This window comes from Tabrizicola piscis (genome assembly GCF_003940805.1).
Taxonomy (GTDB): domain Bacteria; phylum Pseudomonadota; class Alphaproteobacteria; order Rhodobacterales; family Rhodobacteraceae; genus Tabrizicola; species Tabrizicola piscis.
Window position 1 is genome coordinate 4129898 of record NZ_CP034328.1, and the last position, 17834, is coordinate 4147731.

General features: G+C 65.5%; 23 protein-coding genes. 10 read left to right on the forward strand and 13 right to left on the reverse strand.

Going from position 1 to position 17834, the window contains the following annotated elements:
- Positions 1–16: 16 nt before the first annotated feature.
- Complete coding sequence (locus EI545_RS21455) at positions 17–160, reverse strand: hypothetical protein (RefSeq protein ID WP_164517355.1); 144 nt, start codon at positions 158–160, stop codon at positions 17–19.
- Between the two features lie 123 nt (positions 161–283).
- Between EI545_RS21455 and EI545_RS19965 the strand changes: the two genes are divergently transcribed.
- On the forward strand, positions 284–1258 hold the full coding sequence (locus tag EI545_RS19965) for a DUF808 domain-containing protein (protein WP_125327107.1): 975 nt from the start codon (positions 284–286) through the stop codon (positions 1256–1258).
- A complete protein-coding gene (locus tag EI545_RS19970; protein ID WP_125327108.1) occupies positions 1255–1629 on the forward strand; it encodes a DoxX family protein in 375 nt (124 codons plus the stop codon). Before EI545_RS19965 ends, EI545_RS19970 begins: the two co-directional genes overlap by 4 nt.
- Before the next feature lie 4 nt (positions 1630–1633).
- Here the strand turns inward: EI545_RS19970 and EI545_RS19975 are convergent, their stop codons facing one another.
- Entirely contained in the window at positions 1634–2644 is a 1011-nt protein-coding gene (locus EI545_RS19975) for an HPP family protein (protein ID WP_245990213.1), read from the reverse strand.
- Between the two features lie 126 nt (positions 2645–2770).
- The gene (gene tkt / locus EI545_RS19980) at positions 2771–4786 is read right to left on the reverse strand and encodes a transketolase (protein ID WP_125327110.1); all 2016 of its coding nucleotides are present in this window, start codon (positions 4784–4786) and stop codon (positions 2771–2773) included.
- 225 nt (positions 4787–5011) lie between these two features.
- On the opposite strand from tkt, the gene EI545_RS19985 reads away from it, so the two are divergent.
- Genes EI545_RS19985 through EI545_RS19995 form a run of 3 tightly spaced genes read left to right on the forward strand, consistent with a single transcriptional unit; the run spans position 5012 to position 6222 of the window.
- Positions 5012–5524 carry a hypothetical protein gene (locus EI545_RS19985; protein WP_125327111.1) on the forward strand — a complete coding sequence of 171 codons (513 nt, stop codon included), beginning with the start codon at positions 5012–5014 and terminating at the stop codon, positions 5522–5524.
- A 12-nt stretch (positions 5525–5536) separates the two neighbouring features.
- On the forward strand, positions 5537–5902 hold the full coding sequence (locus EI545_RS19990; RefSeq protein WP_125327112.1) for a cell division protein ZapA: 366 nt from the start codon (positions 5537–5539) through the stop codon (positions 5900–5902).
- A complete protein-coding gene (locus EI545_RS19995) occupies positions 5899–6222 on the forward strand; it encodes an MliC family protein (protein ID WP_125327113.1) in 324 nt (107 codons plus the stop codon). Before EI545_RS19990 ends, EI545_RS19995 begins: the two co-directional genes overlap by 4 nt.
- Before the next feature lie 62 nt (positions 6223–6284).
- Here EI545_RS19995 and grxD read toward each other — a convergent pair whose 3' ends face one another.
- Genes grxD through purL form a run of 7 tightly spaced genes read right to left on the reverse strand, consistent with a single transcriptional unit; the run spans position 6285 to position 10399 of the window.
- Complete coding sequence (gene grxD, locus EI545_RS20000; RefSeq protein ID WP_125327114.1) at positions 6285–6644, reverse strand: Grx4 family monothiol glutaredoxin; 360 nt, start codon at positions 6642–6644, stop codon at positions 6285–6287.
- Positions 6641–6898, reverse strand: a complete 258-nt coding sequence (locus tag EI545_RS20005; RefSeq protein WP_125327115.1) for a hypothetical protein — start codon at positions 6896–6898, stop codon at positions 6641–6643. Before EI545_RS20005 ends, grxD begins: the two co-directional genes overlap by 4 nt.
- 30 nt (positions 6899–6928) lie before the next feature.
- The gene (locus tag EI545_RS20010) at positions 6929–7240 is read right to left on the reverse strand and encodes a hypothetical protein (protein WP_125327116.1); all 312 of its coding nucleotides are present in this window, start codon (positions 7238–7240) and stop codon (positions 6929–6931) included.
- 4 nt (positions 7241–7244) lie between these two features.
- Complete coding sequence (locus tag EI545_RS21460) at positions 7245–7418, reverse strand: hypothetical protein (RefSeq protein WP_164517356.1); 174 nt, start codon at positions 7416–7418, stop codon at positions 7245–7247.
- Positions 7415–7651, reverse strand: coding sequence for a BolA/IbaG family iron-sulfur metabolism protein (locus EI545_RS20015; protein ID WP_125327117.1), 237 nt, complete (start codon positions 7649–7651; stop codon positions 7415–7417). Before EI545_RS20015 ends, EI545_RS21460 begins: the two co-directional genes overlap by 4 nt.
- 59 nt (positions 7652–7710) lie before the next feature.
- Entirely contained in the window at positions 7711–8220 is a 510-nt protein-coding gene (locus tag EI545_RS20020) for a GNAT family N-acetyltransferase (protein ID WP_164517357.1), read from the reverse strand.
- Positions 8221–8236: 16 nt separating this feature from the next.
- Positions 8237–10399: a phosphoribosylformylglycinamidine synthase subunit PurL gene (gene purL / locus EI545_RS20025; RefSeq protein WP_125327119.1), complete on the reverse strand. Its 2163-nt coding sequence runs from the start codon at positions 10397–10399 to the stop codon at positions 8237–8239.
- Positions 10400–10575: 176 nt separating this feature from the next.
- Between purL and EI545_RS20030 the strand changes: the two genes are divergently transcribed.
- Complete coding sequence (locus EI545_RS20030; RefSeq protein WP_125327120.1) at positions 10576–10923, forward strand: YciI family protein; 348 nt, start codon at positions 10576–10578, stop codon at positions 10921–10923.
- Positions 10924–10929: 6 nt separating this feature from the next.
- Complete coding sequence (locus EI545_RS20035; protein WP_125327121.1) at positions 10930–12132, forward strand: RNA polymerase sigma factor; 1203 nt, start codon at positions 10930–10932, stop codon at positions 12130–12132.
- A 205-nt stretch (positions 12133–12337) separates the two neighbouring features.
- Here the strand turns inward: EI545_RS20035 and EI545_RS20040 are convergent, their stop codons facing one another.
- Complete coding sequence (locus EI545_RS20040; RefSeq protein WP_125327122.1) at positions 12338–13243, reverse strand: LysR family transcriptional regulator; 906 nt, start codon at positions 13241–13243, stop codon at positions 12338–12340.
- Positions 13244–13435: 192 nt separating this feature from the next.
- Here EI545_RS20040 and EI545_RS20045 point away from each other — a divergent pair, with 192 nt between their 5' ends.
- Together EI545_RS20045 and EI545_RS20050 are read left to right on the forward strand one after the other, a co-directional pair.
- Positions 13436–14248, forward strand: coding sequence for a glutamate racemase (locus tag EI545_RS20045; protein ID WP_125327123.1), 813 nt, complete (start codon positions 13436–13438; stop codon positions 14246–14248).
- The gene (locus EI545_RS20050; RefSeq protein ID WP_125327124.1) at positions 14245–14988 is read left to right on the forward strand and encodes a DUF1684 domain-containing protein; all 744 of its coding nucleotides are present in this window, start codon (positions 14245–14247) and stop codon (positions 14986–14988) included. Before EI545_RS20045 ends, EI545_RS20050 begins: the two co-directional genes overlap by 4 nt.
- A gap of 117 nt (positions 14989–15105) precedes the next feature.
- Here the strand turns inward: EI545_RS20050 and EI545_RS20055 are convergent, their stop codons facing one another.
- A complete protein-coding gene (locus tag EI545_RS20055) occupies positions 15106–15894 on the reverse strand; it encodes a formate/nitrite transporter family protein (protein ID WP_125327125.1) in 789 nt (262 codons plus the stop codon).
- A gap of 161 nt (positions 15895–16055) precedes the next feature.
- Positions 16056–16622 carry an elongation factor P gene (gene efp / locus EI545_RS20060; protein WP_125327126.1) on the reverse strand — a complete coding sequence of 189 codons (567 nt, stop codon included), beginning with the start codon at positions 16620–16622 and terminating at the stop codon, positions 16056–16058.
- A gap of 96 nt (positions 16623–16718) precedes the next feature.
- Between efp and epmA the strand changes: the two genes are divergently transcribed.
- Entirely contained in the window at positions 16719–17771 is a 1053-nt protein-coding gene (gene epmA / locus EI545_RS20065) for an EF-P lysine aminoacylase EpmA (protein ID WP_125327127.1), read from the forward strand.
- Positions 17772–17834 lie beyond the last annotated feature (63 nt).

The window sequence follows — 17834 nt, forward strand, 5'->3', positions numbered from 1 at the left end:
CCACAGTTTGACGCGGTCAGCGCCAGAATGCCACCCATTCCACCAGCCGCAGGAACTTGCGCGTCAGAAAGGTGAGGGCGGCGCCGTCATTGGCCAGCAAATCAAGGCCGATGGCGGCGACCAGCAGAAGGCCAAGGAATAAGGCGATGGTGTTTGTCATGGCCGCCTTGTCGTTTGACTGCTGCACGTGGTCTATACGGCAATTCTGAAGCTGGCGTGAAGGGGGGCTATTCCACCACCATCGCAACGCGCTAGATGGACCCGAACAAGAACGGAGATTGGCATGAGCGGACTTCTCGCCCTTCTGGATGATGTGGCTGCCATCGCCAAGGTGGCCGCAGCCTCGGTTGACGATATCGCAGCCGCTGCGGGCAAGGCCGGGATGAAGGCGGCGGGGGTGGTGATCGACGATGCCGCGGTCACGCCAAAGTATGTGCACGGCTTTTCGGCCGACCGCGAATTGCCGATCATCTGGCACATCGCGCAAGGATCGCTGCGTAACAAGATTGTCGTCCTCCTTCCCGCATTGCTGGCGTTGGACCATTTCCTGCCGCAGGCCATCACGCCGCTGCTGATGCTGGGTGGCGCCTATCTGTGCTTTGAAGGGGCGGAAAAGGTGGTGCACGCCTTTGCCCCGCACGCCGACCATGCGGTCGAGGCGGATTTTGACACCAAGGATCCGACCCATCTGGAAGAGGAAAAGGTGGCAGGGGCCATCAAGACCGACTTCATCCTGTCGGCCGAGATCATGACCATCGCGCTTGCCACCATCGAAAGCCCCAGCTTCTGGATGCAGGCGATCACACTTGCGGTGGTCGGGGCCTTCATCACCGCGCTGGTCTACGGCGCAGTCGCGCTGATCGTGAAGATGGATGACTTGGGCCTGCATCTTGCCGCCACCGGGCGCACCTCCGGGGGCAGGGCCTTCGGACGGGGGCTGGTGCTGGCGATGCCAAAGCTCATGGCGTTCCTGTCCACGGTGGGGACGGCGGCGATGCTGTGGGTTGGCGGCAACATCGTGCTGCACGGGCTTGAGGTGACGCATCTCTGGGCCTGGCCCTATGACACGATCCACCACATCGCCGATATCGCCGCCGCAGCCGTTCCGGCGGCGCAGGGCTTTGTGGCTTGGGTGGTCACGGCCACGTTGGACGGTATCTTCGGGCTGATCCTTGGCACGCTTCTGATCCCGCTGGCCACGCGGGTCATCGGCCCGGCCATCGCCGCCGTCTGGCCGAAGAAGAAGCGCGCCGCATGACCCCTGCCTGGGGCGACCTTGCCACGCTGGTCGGTCGCATCCTGCTTGCGGCGCTGTTTCTGGGCGGGGCCGCGCAAAAGGCCATCGACCCCAGCGCGGTTGAGGCGCTGTTGGCCATTCGCGGCTTGCCAACCGCCCTTGTCTGGCCTGCGCTGGCCTTCAACCTGCTGGCGGGTCTTGCGCTGGTCCTTGGGGTGGCCGTACGGACCGTTGCCCTTGCCCTGGCGGGCTATTGCGCAGTGACCAGCCTCTTTCACTGGATCCCCGGCGATCCGTGGCAGATGTCGATCTTCGTCAAGAACTGGGCCATCGCCGGCGGCTGCCTGATCCTTGCTGCGCATGGGGCAGGGCGCTACGCCCTGCGCCCCTGACCCCTCACCCGCCCGCCAACCGACGCGCCAGCGCCGAGACAAGATCGGTCCGCGTCACGATGCCAACCAGCCGGTCATCCTGCACGACAGGCACCGCCTCGGTCCCGCCATCGGACAGGATCGGCAGCAGGGCCCCCACCGGCGTCTCCGCGCGGACAAGCGGCACATCGGTCTGCATCATCTCGGCAGCGGTCATTGTGTCGGCGCGGCGGATCACGTCGATCTGAAAGATCACACCGGCCAAACGGTCCCCGTCGACCACGGGCAGGGACGTGAAACCATGGCTGCGGAACAGCTCCGCCACTTCAGCCAAGGGAGTATCAAGCCCGACGGTCACCAGATCGCGCGACATGATATCTGCCGCGCTGATCCCCTCCAGCCGCCGCGCGGCGGCAGCCTCTTCCACCGCGCCGACCAGACGGGCAAGGTCGGCCACCCCAAGGTTGGCCGACTGGCGGTAGTCCTCCAGAATCGCCTGCAGCCCTGCCGGGTCAACGCCAATCCGCGCCTGCGGGGTGGGGTCGGTCGTGCCATGGGGGCCGGGGCCATCGGGCTGGCGGAACGGATAGGCCCGTCCCGCCGCCCTGTTCCACAGCACCCCTGCCAGCATCAGGACCGCAGACCCCAGCACCACGCTGCCCAGCGTCACGGCCCAGCCTTCCGTTGTGCCAAGGGCCACCAGCAGTGCCACGGCCCCGCCTGGCGGGTGCAGCGCCCGCAAGGCCAGCATGGCGATGATGGCAAGGCCCACGGCCACCGGCATCACCCAAGGTGCCGCAGGCAGCACTGCGACGACAGCCAGCGCCACAAGGGCCGAGACGCCATTGCCCACCACCACCGACCACGGCTGCGCCAAGGGGCTGTTCGGCACCGCAAAGACCAGCACCGCCGACGCCCCGAAGGGCGCGATCAGCCAGCCAAGCGACAGACCCCGCAAGGCCAGCCCCGCCAGCAAAAGCCCGGTCATCGCACCAATCCCGGCCCGGGCCAGATCAATGCCCTTCGGCCCCGCCATTGCTGGACCGTATGCCCGCCATCCTGCCATGCGTGGTTCCCCCCTGCGGCAGGTTGACGGAAGCCGACGCCAATGAAAAGGCCGCCCAAACCGGGCGGCCGCTCCGTTTTCGCCATGGGGCAGGGGTCAGAGCAGGGCTTTGACCTTGGCCACGGTGGCGTCGGCGGTGATCCCGAACTCGGCATAAAGCCGCTCCATCGGGGCCGAGGCGCCGAAGGACGACATCCCCACGAAATCCGCTTTCGCCTCGCGCCCGCGCTCGCCCAGAAGCCAGCGGTCCCAGCCCTGACGGACGCCAGCCTCGATCGCCACCCGCACGGGCCCGGCAGGCAGCACACGCTTGCGCCATGCCTCGTCCTGCGCCGCGAACAGCTCCATCGACGGCATGGACACGACGCGGGTGCCGATCCCCTCCGCCTCAAGCGTTTCGCGGGCTTTCAAAGCGATTTCCACCTCGGACCCCGTCGCCATCAGGATCACCTGACGCTTGCCGGTCGCTTCGGCCAGCACATAGCCGCCCTTGGCAACCATGTTCTGCGCCGTATGGGCCTTGCGGACCGCAGGCAGGTTCTGCCGCGACAAGGCCAGCACCGTGGGCCGGGTCTTTTCGGTCAGCGCAATTTCCCAAGCCTCGGCAACCTCCACCAGATCGGCGGGGCGGATGACCAGAGTATTGGGCGTGGCGCGCGAGATTGCCAGATGCTCAACGGGCTGGTGGGTTGGGCCGTCTTCGCCCAGCCCGATGCTGTCATGCGTCATCACATAGACGACCGGAATACCCATCAGCGCCGACAGGCGCATCGACGGGCGGGCATAGTCGGTAAAGCACATGAAGGTGCCGCCATAGGGCCGCACGCCCCCGTGCAGCGCCATGCCGTTCATCGCCGCAGCCATCCCGTGTTCGCGGATGCCGAAATAGACGTAGCGGCCCTTGCGATCTTCGGCGGTGAAAACACCCAGATCCGCCGTCTTGGTGTTGTTCGACCCGGTCAGGTCGGCCGAGCCACCGATGGTTTCCGGCAAGACCGGGTTCAAAGCCGCCAGCACCTTTTCCGACGAGGCGCGGGTTGCCAGCTTCGGCATGTCGGCCACGGCCTGCTTTTTCACCGCGCGCACGGTTGCCGCCAGCTTCGTCGGGGCCTCCAGCGCGAAGATGCGGGCGAATTCGGCCTGCTTGGCCGGGGACAGGGCGGCCATCCGCGCCTCCCACTCAGCCCGGGCCTTGGCGCCCTTGGCCCCCAGCGATTCCCACCAGCGCTTGATCTCTGCCGGCACTTCGAACGCGCCGCCGGTCCAGCCATAGCTGTCCTTGGCGGCTTGCAGCTGCGCCTTGTCGGTCAGCGCGCCATGGCCTTTCGACGTGTCCTGCGCGGCATGGCCCAGCGCGATATGCGTCTTGCAAGCCACCAGCGCCGGACGAGGAGATGCCTTCGCCGCCGTCAGCGCCCGGTCGATGTCCACCGGATCGTGGCCGTCACAGTCGAACACGTCCCAACCGCTGGCGGCAAAGCGCGCCTGCTGGTCCGTCACGTCGGACAGCGACACCTTGCCGTCGATGGTGATGCCGTTGTTGTCCCACAGCACGATCAGCCGCGACAGCTGCTGCTTGCCCGCCAGACCGATCGCCTCCTGGCTGACGCCCTCCATCAGGCAACCGTCGCCAGCGATGACCCAGGTATAATGGTCCTGCACCTTGGCCCCCCAGCGGGCGCGCAGGGATTCTTCGGCCATCGCAAAGCCGACGGCATTGGCAATCCCTTGGCCCAAGGGCCCGGTCGTGGTTTCAACCCCGGCCACATGGCCATACTCCGGGTGCCCCGCCGTGATCGACCCCCACTGCCGGAAGGCCTTGATCTGGTCCAGCGTCATGTCGGCGTACCCGGTCAGGTACAGCACCGAATAGATCAGCATCGACCCATGGCCGGCGGAAAGGATGAACCGGTCGCGATCCGCCCAGCGTGGGGCCTTGGGGTCGAACTTCAGATGATTGGCAAACAGCACCGTCGCCACATCCGCCATGCCCATCGGCATGCCCGAGTGGCCGGAGTTCGCCGCCGCCACCGCATCCAGCGTCAGGGCGCGGATCGCGGTTGCCCGCATCCAATGGTCGGGGTGCGTCTGGCGAAGGGTCTGGATGTCCACGGCAGCGGTCCTTTGGCTTTGGAAACGGGGGCAAGTGTTGTCCCGCGTCCTATCCACCGCCACCGGCAAGATCAAGCGCGCAGGCCAACACCTTGGCAAGAAAGGCCCGTCCCCTTTCCCCCGTTTCGCGTTAAGATCAGGATCAATCCAGACTGGCCGATTCGCAACGGCCGGATACCGGGCAATGCACAGGCGCGCCACAGCGCCGGGACCAAGGGGTAGGGGATGCAGGACATCAGCGAACTTGAAGGGCGGATCACCGCCGCACTGGAACGGATCGGCAAGGGCGTGGACCGGCTTGCCGCCATGCCGCGCCCCGCGCCGCCCGTCGCCACCCCGCCTGCGCCGGCAGCGACTGGCGCCAATGCGGCGTCCGCCGATGCTGCCCTGCGCGCCCAGCTTGAGGAAGAAAAGGCCCTCACCGCCCAGTTGCAGGAACGGCTGCGCGCGCTCAAGGACCGCGAACCGAAAGGCGATCTGCAGGAAAAGGTCGAACGCCTGACCCAGCAGCTGGATGTGCAGGGGCTGGAACTGCAGCGGATGCGCCGCTCCAACACCGCGTTGCGCGATCAGCTGGCCACCTTGCGCCAGGCGCAGATGGCCGGCGTCGCCGAACCCCAGCTGATCAACAAATCCCTCATGGCCGAACTTGACGCCCTGCGCGCCATTCGCCTGACCGAAGTGGCCGAGATGGACGAAATCCTCGCCGCCCTTGAACCCCACCTGAACCCCAACTGATGGAGGCCAGACATGCCTGATCTTGAAGTGATGATTGGCGGACGGGGCTTTCAGGTCTCGTGCCAGCCCGGTGAGGAGCATTTTCTGCGCTCCGCCGCCGCCATGCTGGATGCCGAAGCGGCACCCTTGATCACCCAGCTTGGGCGGCTGCCGGATGCCAAGATGCTGCTGATGGCCGGGCTGATGCTGGCCGACAAGACCGCCGCGCAGGACGACGAACTGCGCGCCCTGCGCGCCCGCGTCGCCGAGCTTGAGGCGCGCCCCGTCGCCACCCGCGATGTCGCCGTGATCCCGCCGCAAGTGATGGAAACCCTTGCCGAAATCGCCGCCCGGGCCGAAGCGATGGCCGCCCGCGTCGAAGAACGGACCCCGGCATGATGCGGTGGACGGCACTCATGCTTCTGGCGGCGACGCCAGCATTGGCTGAGACGCAGGTGGCTTCCACCCGCTACGCCTGCGACCGTGGGGTCGAGGTTCCGGCAACCTATGTGACCGCCGACGATCTGGCGATTGCCGTCATCAACGTCGATGGCACGCAGATCACGCTCTATCAAGAGGAAGCAGCCTCGGGCGTGCGCTATGGCTGGCCATCTGATGGTGCGAATTACGTCTGGTGGACCAAGGGCAAGGACGCCACGCTTTATTGGAAAGAAGCCGGGGTCGAAACGCCGCTTCTGACCTGCGCCGACACGCAGTAACGCCCCCTAGCGGTCGAAGGTGGGCCGTCCGGCCCACCCATCACGCCCGGATCAGGCCCCGATCAAGCATTCGCTTCGCGGATCTTGTCTGCCGCCGCCTTGTCAAAGCTGACACCCTTGGCTTCAAACAACTGGTCCAGCTCACCCGAAAGGGTCATCTCGGTCACGATATCGCAACCGCCGACAAATTCGCCTTTGACATAAAGCTGCGGGATCGTCGGCCAGTCGCTGAAATCCTTGATCCCCTGCCGCACCTCGGCATCTGCCAGCACGTTCACATCGGCAAACTCTACCCCCATGAAGTTCAGCACCCCCGCCACGCGGGAGGAAAACCCGCATTGCGGCATCATCTTGGTGCCTTTCATGAACAGCACCACATCGTTCTTTTCGATCGTGGATTTGATCGTGTCTTGCGCGCTCATCGCCTGCTCTCCTGTGCGTTCTCGCCATTTGGCGCATCAACGGGCGCCATGTATCGGCTGTCCGACTGGCGCCCCGCCAGATAGGACGCCATGCGCCGTTCCACCTCGGCGGCGGCAGCCTGCCGACGCTCGAAATCCTCATCCACTTGCACGGGGCCATTGCGCCGTTTGGCGCGGGCCCGCAGCATCGTGACGATGCCGACCAGCGTCATCGCCACTGGTATCAACGCGCCCAAGCCTGGTCCCGTGGCCATCTCAGCCCTGTTCCTTGCCAGTCTGGGGCATCACACCATCCCCAGATCCCGACCCAGCACATAAGCTGCCGCCACGATGCCGACAAGGATCATCAGCGTGAATGGCGCGCGCAGGCCGGGGCGGTCCGCCGTCGATTGCGGCAATCGGGCAAGCGAGAAAAGCAACAGCGCCAGGATCGCCCCGTGCAGCACCTGATTGAAAAGCAGATACCAATCCGGCACGGCCTCGACGATTTCGCCGGGTTCGGGCCGGTCGATCCACTCCATCGCCGCGATGAAGATCGACCCGATGGACATCACGACCGCGGCAAACCGTTCCTGCTTTGCCTGTGCTGGGGACATCTGCTTACTCCTTCGGGTGAAAGGGAACAGGGATCAGGGCTTTGGTCTGCGGATATGTGGTCAGGTGAAAGGCATGGCAAAGGTTCCACGCCCGTTCACGTCGTGCCAGAACGATCAGCGACGCACCCAGCACTGTGACCACGGTCAGCCAGAACTGGGGCATCGCAAGGACGGTCATTCCGGCGCCTTCGTCGTCAGCGCCAGCGCATGCAATTCGCCCTGCGCGCCGTCCATCTTGCCCTTCAGCGCCGCATAGACCGCGCGCTGTTGCTGGACCCGGTTCAGGCCGCGAAAGCTTTCGTCGATGACTTCGGCGGCGAAATGCGCGCCGTCATCGCCCTGCACGCTGATCTTGGCGTTGGGAAAGCTGGCGCGCAGCAAGGCTTCGATGTCGCGGGCGTCGATGGGCATGGCCACTCCTGTCTGTCAGCACAAATGTAAGCGCAGGGGGCGGGGGCCTGCAAGGCTCGTCACCGGGCGTCGGACCCACTGCGCCGGGCCAGCCATTCGGTCCGCAGCATGCCAAACAGATGCAGATCAACCGCCCGGCCCAGGGCGGGGCGCCACCAATGCGCCCGCTGAACGCCTTCGCGGCGACAGCCTGCGCGGTCGTAGACCGTCATGGCCCGGGGGTTTTCGCCGCTGGCATCAAACCAGACCCGTTCCGCCGCCAGCTCCGTGAAAGCATGGTCAAGCAGCGCGTTGAAGAACGCATCCCCGCGCCCGGTGCCCGCCTTGTCCAGCGCGATGCGGAACAGTTCGACCACACCTCCGGGCGTGCCGATCTCACGAAAGACCGCAAATCCCCGGGCATCGCCGCCGTCCCAGATCAGCACACGCGCCGCCGGGCTGTGCAGCCAGTCGCGCAGCGTCGCCTCATCCGAATCGCCGATGAAGGGCGCATACTCCGCCCGCGTGGTCAGCCCCCGGATAAAGGGCACATCCTCCAGCGTCGCCGCACGCAGGGTCACGGTCGCCACGCCCTTACCAGAAGCATCACCCACCCAGCGCCGCCGCAAAGGCGCTGCGGTAAAGGTCAGAGAGCGCCGCCATCGGCGCGACCTCTGCCCCGAAGGCCAGATTGGTCCCGCCGAACTGCCCCACCGGGGCAACCGGCACGCCTGCCGCCTTGCCTGCCGCAACCAGTGCAGCCACATCGCCTGCCGCGACCGCCAGCAGATAGCGCGCCTGATCCTCGCCAAACAGCGTCGGGATATCCCCCGCCTCCAGCACCAGCCCCACGCCCGCGGCTTCCGCCATCTCGAACGCGGCCAGCGCAAGGCCACCGTCCGACAGGTCAGCGCAGGCCCGGATCAGCCCACGGTTCGCCCGCACGAACTCGCCATTCCGGCGCTCGGCGGCAAGGTCCACCGGCGGGGCGTCGCCCGCTTCGATCCCGAACGCCTCGGCCAGCAGCGCCGATTGGCCCAGATGCCCCAGCGTCGCCCCCACGACCACGGCCACATCCCCGTCAACCGGCCGCCCGGCAATCAGCTCGTCCAGCGAGGCCAAGATCCCCACCGCGCCGATCGTGGGCGTCGGCAGGATGCCCTTGCCATCGGTTTCGTTGTAAAGGCTGACGTTGCCCGACACGATCGGCATGTCCAAAGCCGCCACCGCCGCGCCGATCCCTTTGATCGCGCCGACGAACTGCCCCATGATCTCGGGCTTTTCGGGGTTGCCGAAGTTCAGGTTGTCCGTCGTCGCCAGCGGCCGCGCGCCCACGGCACAGAGGTTGCGATAAGCCTCAGCCACCGCCTGCTTGCCGCCTTCGAACGGGTTTGCCTTCACATAGCGCGGCGTCACGTCGCTGGTAAACGCCAGCGCCTTGCCCGTGCCATGCACCCGCACGACACCGGCGCCAAGGCCCGGGGTCACCACCGTATCCGCGCCAACCTGACTGTCATATTGCTCATAGACCCAGGCCTTGTGGGCATAGGACAGCGACCCGATCAGCGCGCGCAAGCCGTCCAGCGCCGAAATCTCCGGCACCGGGCCCAAGGCCGCCGCCGCCGGGGTCTCCACCCAGGGCCGGTCATATTCCGGCGCGCTGGAGGCCAGCTTCGACAGCGGCAGATCAGCCTTCACTTCATTGCCATGCAGGATCAGGAACCGGTCCTCGGGGATCGTCTCGCCGACAATGGCAAAATCCAGATCCCACTTCCGGAAGATCGCCCGCGCTTCGGCCTCAAGCTCGGGCTTCAGCACCATCAGCATCCGTTCCTGAGACTCCGACAGCATCATCTCATAGGCCGTCATGTTGGTTTCGCGCTGCGGCACGTCATCCAGCTGCAGCTTGATGCCAAGCCCGCCCTTGTCGCCCATCTCGACCGCGCTGCACGTCAGCCCCGCAGCCCCCATGTCCTGGATCGAGATCACCGCACCCGATGCCATCAGCTCCAGACAGGCCTCCAGCAACCGCTTTTCCGTAAAGGGGTCACCAACCTGCACCGTGGGGCGCTTTTCCTCGATCGTGTCGTCAAACTCAGCGCTGGCCATCGTGGCCCCGCCAACCCCATCCCGGCCGGTCTTGGCCCCAAGATAGACCACCGGCATCCCCACACCGGACGCGACAGAGTAGAAGATCTTGTCCGCATCCGCCAACCCGGCGGCAAAGGCGTTGACCAAACAGTTGCCGTTGTAGCTGGCGTGAAAGCGCACCTCACCGCCCACGGTCGGCACGCCAAAGGCATTGCCATAGCCGCCCACACCTTCAACCACGCCCTTGACCAGATGCTTGGTCTTGGGATGCGACGGCAACCCGAAGGACAGCGCGTTCATCGCCGCAATCGGCCGCGCGCCCATGGTGAACACGTCGCGCAGGATGCCGCCGACGCCGGTCGCAGCGCCCTGATAGGGTTCGATGTAGGACGGGTGGTTATGGCTCTCCATCTTGAAGATCACCGCCTGCCCATCACCAATGTCCACTACACCCGCGTTCTCACCCGGCCCGCAAATCACCTGAGGCCCGGTGGTCGGAAGGGTCCGCAGCCATTTCTTTGACGACTTGTAGGAACAATGTTCGTTCCACATCGCGGAAAAGATGCCCAGTTCGGTGAACGAGGGCACCCGCCCGATGATGTCCAGAAGCCGGTCATATTCATCCGGCTTCAGCCCATGGGCGGCCACCAGCTCGGGCGTGATTGCGGGTTCGGACATCGGCAGGCCTCCACAACGTTTGGCCAGCGTCATAGGCCATGGGGCAGGAGAGGGGAAGCACCTCCAACCGCCGCCAAATTTTTTCACCGAATAATTTTGCTGTGCCTGTCGAAATTCGCTCTCGTCCTGCGTCCTTGGGGTACGATCAACCCAACGCCTACAAACAGGAAACGAAGATGCAATACCTGGCACTCCTTTACACCGACCCTGCCGCCGAACCTGCCTACGGCACCCCCGAGTTCGAAGAGCTGATGAAGGGCTATTTTGCCTTCACCGCTTTCCTCAAGGAACAGGGGGCGTTCAAGGGGGGTGATGGCTTGCAGCCGGTTGAGACTGCCACCTCCGTGCGCATTCGTGGCGGCAAGGTCGAAACGATGGACGGCCCCTTTGCCGAAACAAAGGAATATCTTGGCGGCTACTATCTTATGGAGGTGCCCGATCTGGATACAGCCCTCAAGTATGCCGCGATGATCCCGACCGCACGCTATGGCACGGTCGAGCTGCGGCCTGTGATGGTTTTCTAGGTCGGCATGCAGGACACCGTCGCCCGCGCCGTCGAGGCCGTGCTGCGCGAGGACCGGGGGCGGCTTCTGGCCGCCCTCATGGCCCGGTTCCGCGATTTCCAGCTGGCCGAGGATGCGCTGCAAGACGCGGCGGCTTCGGCCTTGGTCCATTGGGGCCGCACTGGCCCGCCGCATTCGCCGCAGGGCTGGCTTTTGAAGGTGGCAGGGACCAAGGCGATCGACCGGCTGCGCCGCATGCGGCGCGAGGGCGACAAGGCTGCCGCAGCCGCCGTCCTGTCCGGCGATGAGGCCGAGGAAGACCCCGAGATGATCCCCGATCACGGCCTGCGCCTGATCTTCACCTGTTGCCATCCCGCGCTTGACCCCAAGTCGCGCGTGGCCCTGACACTGCGCACACTAGGTGGCCTTTCGACCGCCCAGATCGCCCGCGCCTTCCTTGATGCCGAACCCACGATGGGCCAACGCCTGTCTCGCGCCAAGGCCAAGATCGCCGCCGCCGGTATTCCCTTCAAACTGCCGGAAGCCGAAGACCTGCCCGACCGGCTGAATTCGGTCCTGACCGTGGTCTACCTGATCTTCAACGCAGGCTATACCGCTGGCCCCGCGCAGGACCGCGACCTTTGTGACGAGGCGATCTGGCTGGCCCGGATGCTGTGCACACTGCAACCCGCTCAGGCCGAGGTGGAAGGCTGCCTTGCCCTCCTTCTTCTGACCCACGCCCGACGCGCAGCCCGGATAAGGGACGGGGAAACCGTGGCGCTGGCCGATCAGGACCGCAGTCTCTGGGACCAGCCGATGCTGGACGAGGGTCTTGCCACCCTTGACACCGCCCTGGCCCGACGCGCCCCGGGGCCGTTTCAGATCAAGGCGGCGATCGCCGCCTGTCAGGCGCAACAGCCCCCCAACTGGCCCCAGATCGCTGCCCTTTACGCAGGCCTTTACCGGTATGAGCCGACACCAATCATCCGCCTGAACCAGTCCGTGGCTCAGGCAGAGGCGGGCCACCTGCCAGCCGCCCTGACCGCGCTGGACGGCCTTGCCGAAGCCTTGGCTGACTACCAGCCCTATCACGCCGCCCGCGCCGAATACCTTGCCCGCGCCGGGCGCACCGCGGATGCGCTGGCGGCTTATGCCACTGCCATCACCCACGCCGCCTCACCTGCGGATGCGGCCTTCCTGACCCGCCGCCGCGACCGGCTGCGATCATGAAAAAAAAGGCCGAGCTTCCGCTCGGCCAAGTCCAACAGGGAGGTATGAAGCAACGAGAGCAAAGTCATCGTTTCTTCATGGCTCGAAATAGAGGCACATGATGGCGCAAACAAGGGCAGGCTGCCCGCTTATTCGGCATTGCTGATATGCACTTGCTGCATGGCAGCAATCCACGCCCCCCTCAGCCCGCCAATGGCACCCTCCGTCAGGCCGCCGCCTCATCCTGCTGGCGGCGGCGGTAGGCCATGATCTCCTCGGTCACGAAGTCGCGGAACGCCGCCACCCGCTTGGAATGGCGCAACTCCTCGGGGTAGGCCAGAAACACCGGCACCTCAGCGCTTTGCACATCGGGCAAGACGCGGACAAGATTGGGGAAATCCTCGGTAAGATAGTCCGGCAGCACGCCCACGCCCAGATGGTTCAACACGGCCTGCAGCACGCCAAAGTAGTTGTTCACCGTCAGCGTCGACGGAATGTCATGCGACATCAGGTCCTGCACCAGCACCGCCCCCGCCGCGACCTGAGGTGTCCCGGCATGCTGGCTGATCAGGCGATGCGCGCTCAGGTCGTCCAGCACCTCGGGCTTGCCATGCACGGCAATATATTCCGGCGTCGCGTAAAGCCGCATCTGGATGTTCATCAACCGCTTGCGGATCAGATCGGCCTGCGACGGCTCCTTCATCCGGATCGCCACATCCGCCTCCCGCATCGGCAGGTCCAGCACCCGTTCCTCCAGCATGAGGTCAATCTTCAGCGCCGGGTATTTCTCATACAACCGCGCCAGACGCGGGGCCAGCCACAGCGTCCCGAACCCCGTCGTCGTCGTCACCCGCAATTCGCCAAAGACCTCGTCCTCGGAATCCCGGATCCGCGCCGCCGTCGCATCCAGCCGCTTGACCATGGCCTGCGTCGCGTCAAACAGCAGTTCCCCCTGTTCCGTCAGGATCAGCCCCCGCGCATGGCGATGAAACAGCGTGACCGCGAGGCTTTCCTCCAGCGCCCGGATCTGGCGGCTGACGGCCGATTGCGACAGGTGCAACACATCGCCGGCATGGGTCAGGCTGCCCTTCTCCGCCACCGCGTGAAAGATCCTCAGCTTGTCCCAATCCATAACCGTCCCCTCAAAATACCAGCGGCACCCTAGCATGCCCGGCCCTAGATAGGGAAACCCGATCACAATTGCACCCCGTCCTCAGGCCCAAACTGCCCCTCCGCTTGGCCCTTTCGCGGGCGCACGCTCCACCGTATGATCGACAAAACGGCAGCGCGTGGCCCGTTTGCGCGCGACCAGAAGGGAAACGGCATGGCAGTTGGCATCTTCGATTCGGGTCTTGGCGGGTTGACTGTCCTTGATGCAGTAACAAAGCGCCTTCCCGACGTGCCCTTTGTCTACTTTGGTGACAATGCCCATGCCCCCTACGGCGTCCGCACCGCCGATGACATCTTCAACCTCACCTGTGCCGCGACCGAACGCCTCTGGGCCGAAGGCTGCGATCTGGTGATCCTTGCCTGCAACACTGCCTCTGCCGCAGCCCTCAAGCGCATGCAGGAAACCTGGGTCCCGCCGGAAAAGCGCGTCCTTGGCGTGTTCGTCCCGCTGATCGAGGCGCTGACTGAACGCCAGTGGGGCGACAACTCCCCCCCGCGGGAAGTTGCCGTGAAGCACGTCGCCCTTTTCGCCACCCCCGCCACCGTCGCCTCCCGCGCGTTTCAGCGCGAACTCGCCTTCCGCGCCATCGGTGTGGATGTTGAGGCGCAGCCCTGCGGCGGCGTCGTCGATGCCATCGAACAGGGTGACGAAATCCTTGCCGAAGCCCTCGTCCGCTCCCATGTCGAAGCCCTGAAACGCCGGATGCCCCACCCCGAGGCGGCGATCCTTGGCTGCACCCATTACCCCTTGATGGACAAGGTCTTTCAAGAGGCCTTGGGGCAGGGGGTCAAGGTCTATTCCCAAGCCAACCTTGTGGCTGAAAGCCTTGCCGACTACCTGACCCGCCGCCCCGAATTTCGCGGCAGCGGCACGCAGTCCAAAGCCATCACCACGGGCGATCCGGTGAATGTCACGAACAAGGCCACCCAGTTCCTGCGCCGCAGGATCGTGTTCGAGGCGGCATGACATCCACCCTGACTGACTGGCGCGCTGCCCGGCTGGCGGCGCTGACCGCCCCGGACGGTTGGCTGAACCTTGTCGCCCGCATCGACCTGACCCCCGGCAGCCATCCCGTCGGTCGCACTCAGGCGGTTGAACTGCCCTCTGGCCCTGACCTCCTCGGCACACTTACCCTTGGCCCGGAGGGTGCCAGCTTCGCCCGTCCGGGTGCCGCAGTCGAGCCTTTCAGTTCGGTCCCTGATGCCTTCCCGCAGCTGCAGGTTGATCCCTTCCTGCTGGAGATCCACACCGTCGACGGCACCCCCGCCTTGCGCGTCCGTGACTTGACGCTTCGCCCGCAAGTCACGCTGGGCTATTTTCCCGTAGCCCCAGATTGGGTGATCCGCGCAACTTGGGTAAGCTTCGCCCCGGAAGCTACGGAAATCAAAATGAAAGACGGCTCTACCGCCACCGTCACGCTGACCCATCGCGCCAGCTTTCCCTATCAGGGCCAGACCGTCACCCTGACGCCGACGCATTGGAAATCAGGCAAACCGATGTTCGTCTTCCGCGATGCAACCGCAGGCGAAACCTACCCCGCCTGCCGCTTCCTGATCGGCGAAGAGGCCAGCGACACGGAAATCACCCTCGATTTCAACCGCGCCTTCACCCCGCCCTGTGGCTTCACCGATTTTGCGATCTGCCCGCTGCCGCCCCCCGGCAACATCCTGCCCTTCCGGGTTGAGGCTGGCGAACTGGCCCCCTGACGCCCCAAACCCCTTGCCCCTCACCCCGCACGGCCCTGTAGGTCGGGCTTCAGCCCGACTCTCCCTTCACCCCCGCACTGCCACGTAGGTCGGGCTTCAGCCCGACTCCCCCCGCAATCACCCCCGTTTCGCCCCAAAAGCATAGCGATAAGCCAACGCCACACCCCCCGCACCCCCCACGATATTGCCCAAGGAGACCCACAGCAGGTTCCCCGCCACGCCGCCCGCCGTAACTTCGGCCCCCGCCCAGATCCCCGCCGGAAACAGGAACATGTTGGCCACCGAATGTTCCATCCCCATGGCGACGAACCCCGCCACCGGCCACAGCACCGCCAATATCTTGTCCGTCGCGGTGCGGGCGGCAAAACTCAGCCAGACCGCAAGGCAGACCAGCGCATTGCATAACGCTCCGCGCAGGAACGCCGCCCCCGGGTCCAACCCCGCCTTGGCCTCTGCCGCCCGCGCTGCCGTGTCGCCCATCGGCCCATCCAGCAGGCCCGACAGGCCAAAGGCCGCCGCCAGCCCGACCGCCCCCACAAAGTTGCCCAGCCAGACAATCCCCCAGTTGCGGAGGAGGGCGCCGGGCGTGATCCGGCCATCCACCGCCGCCATCACCATCAGCGCATTGCCGGTGAAAAGTTCGGCCCCGCCGACGACCACAAGGATCAGCCCCAGCGCAAAGACCACGCCGCCCAGCACGCGGGCAGGGCCATAGCTTGGGTCCACCCCCGCCATCGCCACACACCAGAACGCCGCGCCAAAGCCGATGAAGGCCCCCGCCAGCAGCGCAAGTGTCGCCATCCGGTGCAGGGGCAGGGCGGCCTTGGCAACCCCCGCCGTCTCGATCAGCGCCGCGATCTCGGCGGGGCGATAGGCGTCATGGCTTTGCGGCTGTTCTGCGGGCATCGCGGCCTCCGTGATCCGGTGTTCAACTTACCCGCTCTACGGCTTTCGCAAAGCGAAAAGGCACGCCCTGCGGCGTGCCTGTCAAACCTTGCCATTTCCTTAACGCCCACGCCCAAGCCATTGATTTCAATGGTTCGGGCCCAGTGTCCCTGCAAGGGACATCAGTCCTTGGACCGGCCAACGTAAGAGTTGTCTTCGGTATTGATCTCGATCTTCGTGCCCGGCCCGATATGCGGCGGCACCATGACCCGCAGCCCGTTGGAACAGATCGCCGGCTTGTACGAGGATGAGGCGGTTTGCCCCTTCACTACCGGCTCGGTCTCGGTGATCTCGACGATGACCCGCTGGGGGAATTCGATGGCGATGGCGACGCCTTCGAAGGTCTTGAGGTAGACCTTCATCCCGTCGGTCAGGAACACCTTGCCATCGCCCACCACGTCCGGGTCGACCGTGATCTGCTCATAGCTCTCCGGCTCCATGAAGTGGAACCCTTCGCCGTCTTCATAAAGGAAGTCATACTCCCGCTCGTCCACGGTGGCCTTCTCGACCATCTCGGTCGTGCGCCAGCGTTCCGCGACCTTCACCCCGTCCGAGATCCGCCGCATGTCGACGCTGGTGGTCGGCGTGCCCTTGCCGGGGTGGAAGTTTTCGGACTTCAGGACGACATAAAGCCGCCCATCCAGTTCGACGACGTTGCCCTTGCGGAGCGAGGAGGCGATGACTTTCAAAGCGCGGTCCTTGTGAATGACGGGCAGGGTCCCTAAACGGACCCGGTCCCTTGACGGGGATGGCGCGACCTAACCCATCCTGACCGGAATTTCCAGATGAAACCCGACAGCACGCCGGACCGCCCCTGGTGGACCCCCGCCACCCACGCCGACCGCAGGCCGATCCTGCTGGCGCGCAACCGGATTCAGGCGGGCATCCGGGGCTGGCTCGCGGCGGAAGGCTTCACCGAGGTGGACCCGGCCGCCCTTGCCACCTCACCCGGGAACGAGGCGCATCTGCACGGGTTCCGCACCGACGCGATCGGCAATGACGGGGTGGCCCGGCAGATGTATCTGCACACCTCGCCCGAGTTTGCGATGAAAAAGCTGCTGGCGGCGGGGGAGACGCGGATCCACGCCTTTTCCCATGTCTGGCGCAACCGGGAACGGGGGGCGCTGCATTCCCCCGAGTTCACGATGCTGGAATGGTACCGGGTGGGCGAGGGGTACGAGGTGCTGATGGCGGACAGCGTCACCTTCCTGCGGCTGGCCGCAAGGGAGGCAGGGGCGCGCCTGCTGCAGTTCCGGGACAGGACCTGCGACCCCTTTGCCGAGCCGGAGCGGCTGTCGGTGGCCGAGGCCTTTCGCATCCGTGCCGGGGTGGACCTGCTGGCCACGATCAACCCCGATGGCACGACCGATGCGGCCCGCTTGGGGGACGCACTGGACGGGATCGGCCTGCGCCGGGCGGCGGATGACACCTGGTCCGACATGCTGAGCCGGGTGCTTTCAGAGAAGGTGGAACCGCATCTGGGGCAGGGGCGGATCACCATCCTTGACCATTACCCCAGTGCCGAGGCGGCGCTGGCCCGCAAGGTCCCCGGCGATGCCCGGATTGCGGAGCGGTTTGAGGTCTATGCCTGCGGGGTGGAGCTGGCCAACGGCTTTGGAGAATTGACCGACCCCGCCGAACAGCGCCGCCGGTTTGAAGCTGAGATGGACGAGAAGGAACGGGTCTACGGGCTGCGCTATCCCCTGGACGAGGATTTTCTGGCCGCCTTGGCGCTGATGCCCCCGGCAGCGGGAATTGCAATGGGGTTCGACCGGGTGGTGATGCTGGCAACCGGGGCGCCGCGCATCGATGATGTGGTCTGGACGCCGGTTCCCTGACCTTTTCGCCTGTTGCGTCGGTTGTGAAATAGAGCGCGTGCCGCGCAAGCCTTTGTCTCGCCT

Coding starts and splice junctions, on each gene's coding strand:
- EI545_RS19970 (WP_125327108.1), top strand. CDS start 1,255: ATGACCCCTGCCTGGGGCGACCTTGCCACGCTGGTCGGTCGCATCCTG.
- EI545_RS19995 (WP_125327113.1), top strand. CDS start 5,899: ATGATGCGGTGGACGGCACTCATGCTTCTGGCGGCGACGCCAGCATTG.
- EI545_RS20035 (WP_125327121.1), top strand. CDS start 10,930: ATGCAGGACACCGTCGCCCGCGCCGTCGAGGCCGTGCTGCGCGAGGAC.
- EI545_RS21455 (WP_164517355.1), bottom strand. CDS start 160: ATGACAAACACCATCGCCTTATTCCTTGGCCTTCTGCTGGTCGCCGCC.
- EI545_RS19975 (WP_245990213.1), bottom strand. CDS start 2,644: ATGGCGGGGCCGAAGGGCATTGATCTGGCCCGGGCCGGGATTGGTGCG.
- grxD (WP_125327114.1), bottom strand. CDS start 6,644: ATGAGCGCGCAAGACACGATCAAATCCACGATCGAAAAGAACGATGTG.
- EI545_RS21460 (WP_164517356.1), bottom strand. CDS start 7,418: ATGACCGTCCTTGCGATGCCCCAGTTCTGGCTGACCGTGGTCACAGTG.
- epmA (WP_125327127.1), top strand. CDS start 16,719: ATGAAACCCGACAGCACGCCGGACCGCCCCTGGTGGACCCCCGCCACC.
- EI545_RS20050 (WP_125327124.1), top strand. CDS start 14,245: ATGACATCCACCCTGACTGACTGGCGCGCTGCCCGGCTGGCGGCGCTG.
- EI545_RS20040 (WP_125327122.1), bottom strand. CDS start 13,243: ATGGATTGGGACAAGCTGAGGATCTTTCACGCGGTGGCGGAGAAGGGC.
- EI545_RS19985 (WP_125327111.1), top strand. CDS start 5,012: ATGCAGGACATCAGCGAACTTGAAGGGCGGATCACCGCCGCACTGGAA.
- EI545_RS20010 (WP_125327116.1), bottom strand. CDS start 7,240: ATGTCCCCAGCACAGGCAAAGCAGGAACGGTTTGCCGCGGTCGTGATG.
- EI545_RS20015 (WP_125327117.1), bottom strand. CDS start 7,651: ATGCCCATCGACGCCCGCGACATCGAAGCCTTGCTGCGCGCCAGCTTT.
- purL (WP_125327119.1), bottom strand. CDS start 10,399: ATGTCCGAACCCGCAATCACGCCCGAGCTGGTGGCCGCCCATGGGCTG.
- EI545_RS20005 (WP_125327115.1), bottom strand. CDS start 6,898: ATGGCCACGGGACCAGGCTTGGGCGCGTTGATACCAGTGGCGATGACG.
- EI545_RS20055 (WP_125327125.1), bottom strand. CDS start 15,894: ATGCCCGCAGAACAGCCGCAAAGCCATGACGCCTATCGCCCCGCCGAG.
- EI545_RS20045 (WP_125327123.1), top strand. CDS start 13,436: ATGGCAGTTGGCATCTTCGATTCGGGTCTTGGCGGGTTGACTGTCCTT.
- EI545_RS19990 (WP_125327112.1), top strand. CDS start 5,537: ATGCCTGATCTTGAAGTGATGATTGGCGGACGGGGCTTTCAGGTCTCG.
- EI545_RS20030 (WP_125327120.1), top strand. CDS start 10,576: ATGCAATACCTGGCACTCCTTTACACCGACCCTGCCGCCGAACCTGCC.
- EI545_RS19965 (WP_125327107.1), top strand. CDS start 284: ATGAGCGGACTTCTCGCCCTTCTGGATGATGTGGCTGCCATCGCCAAG.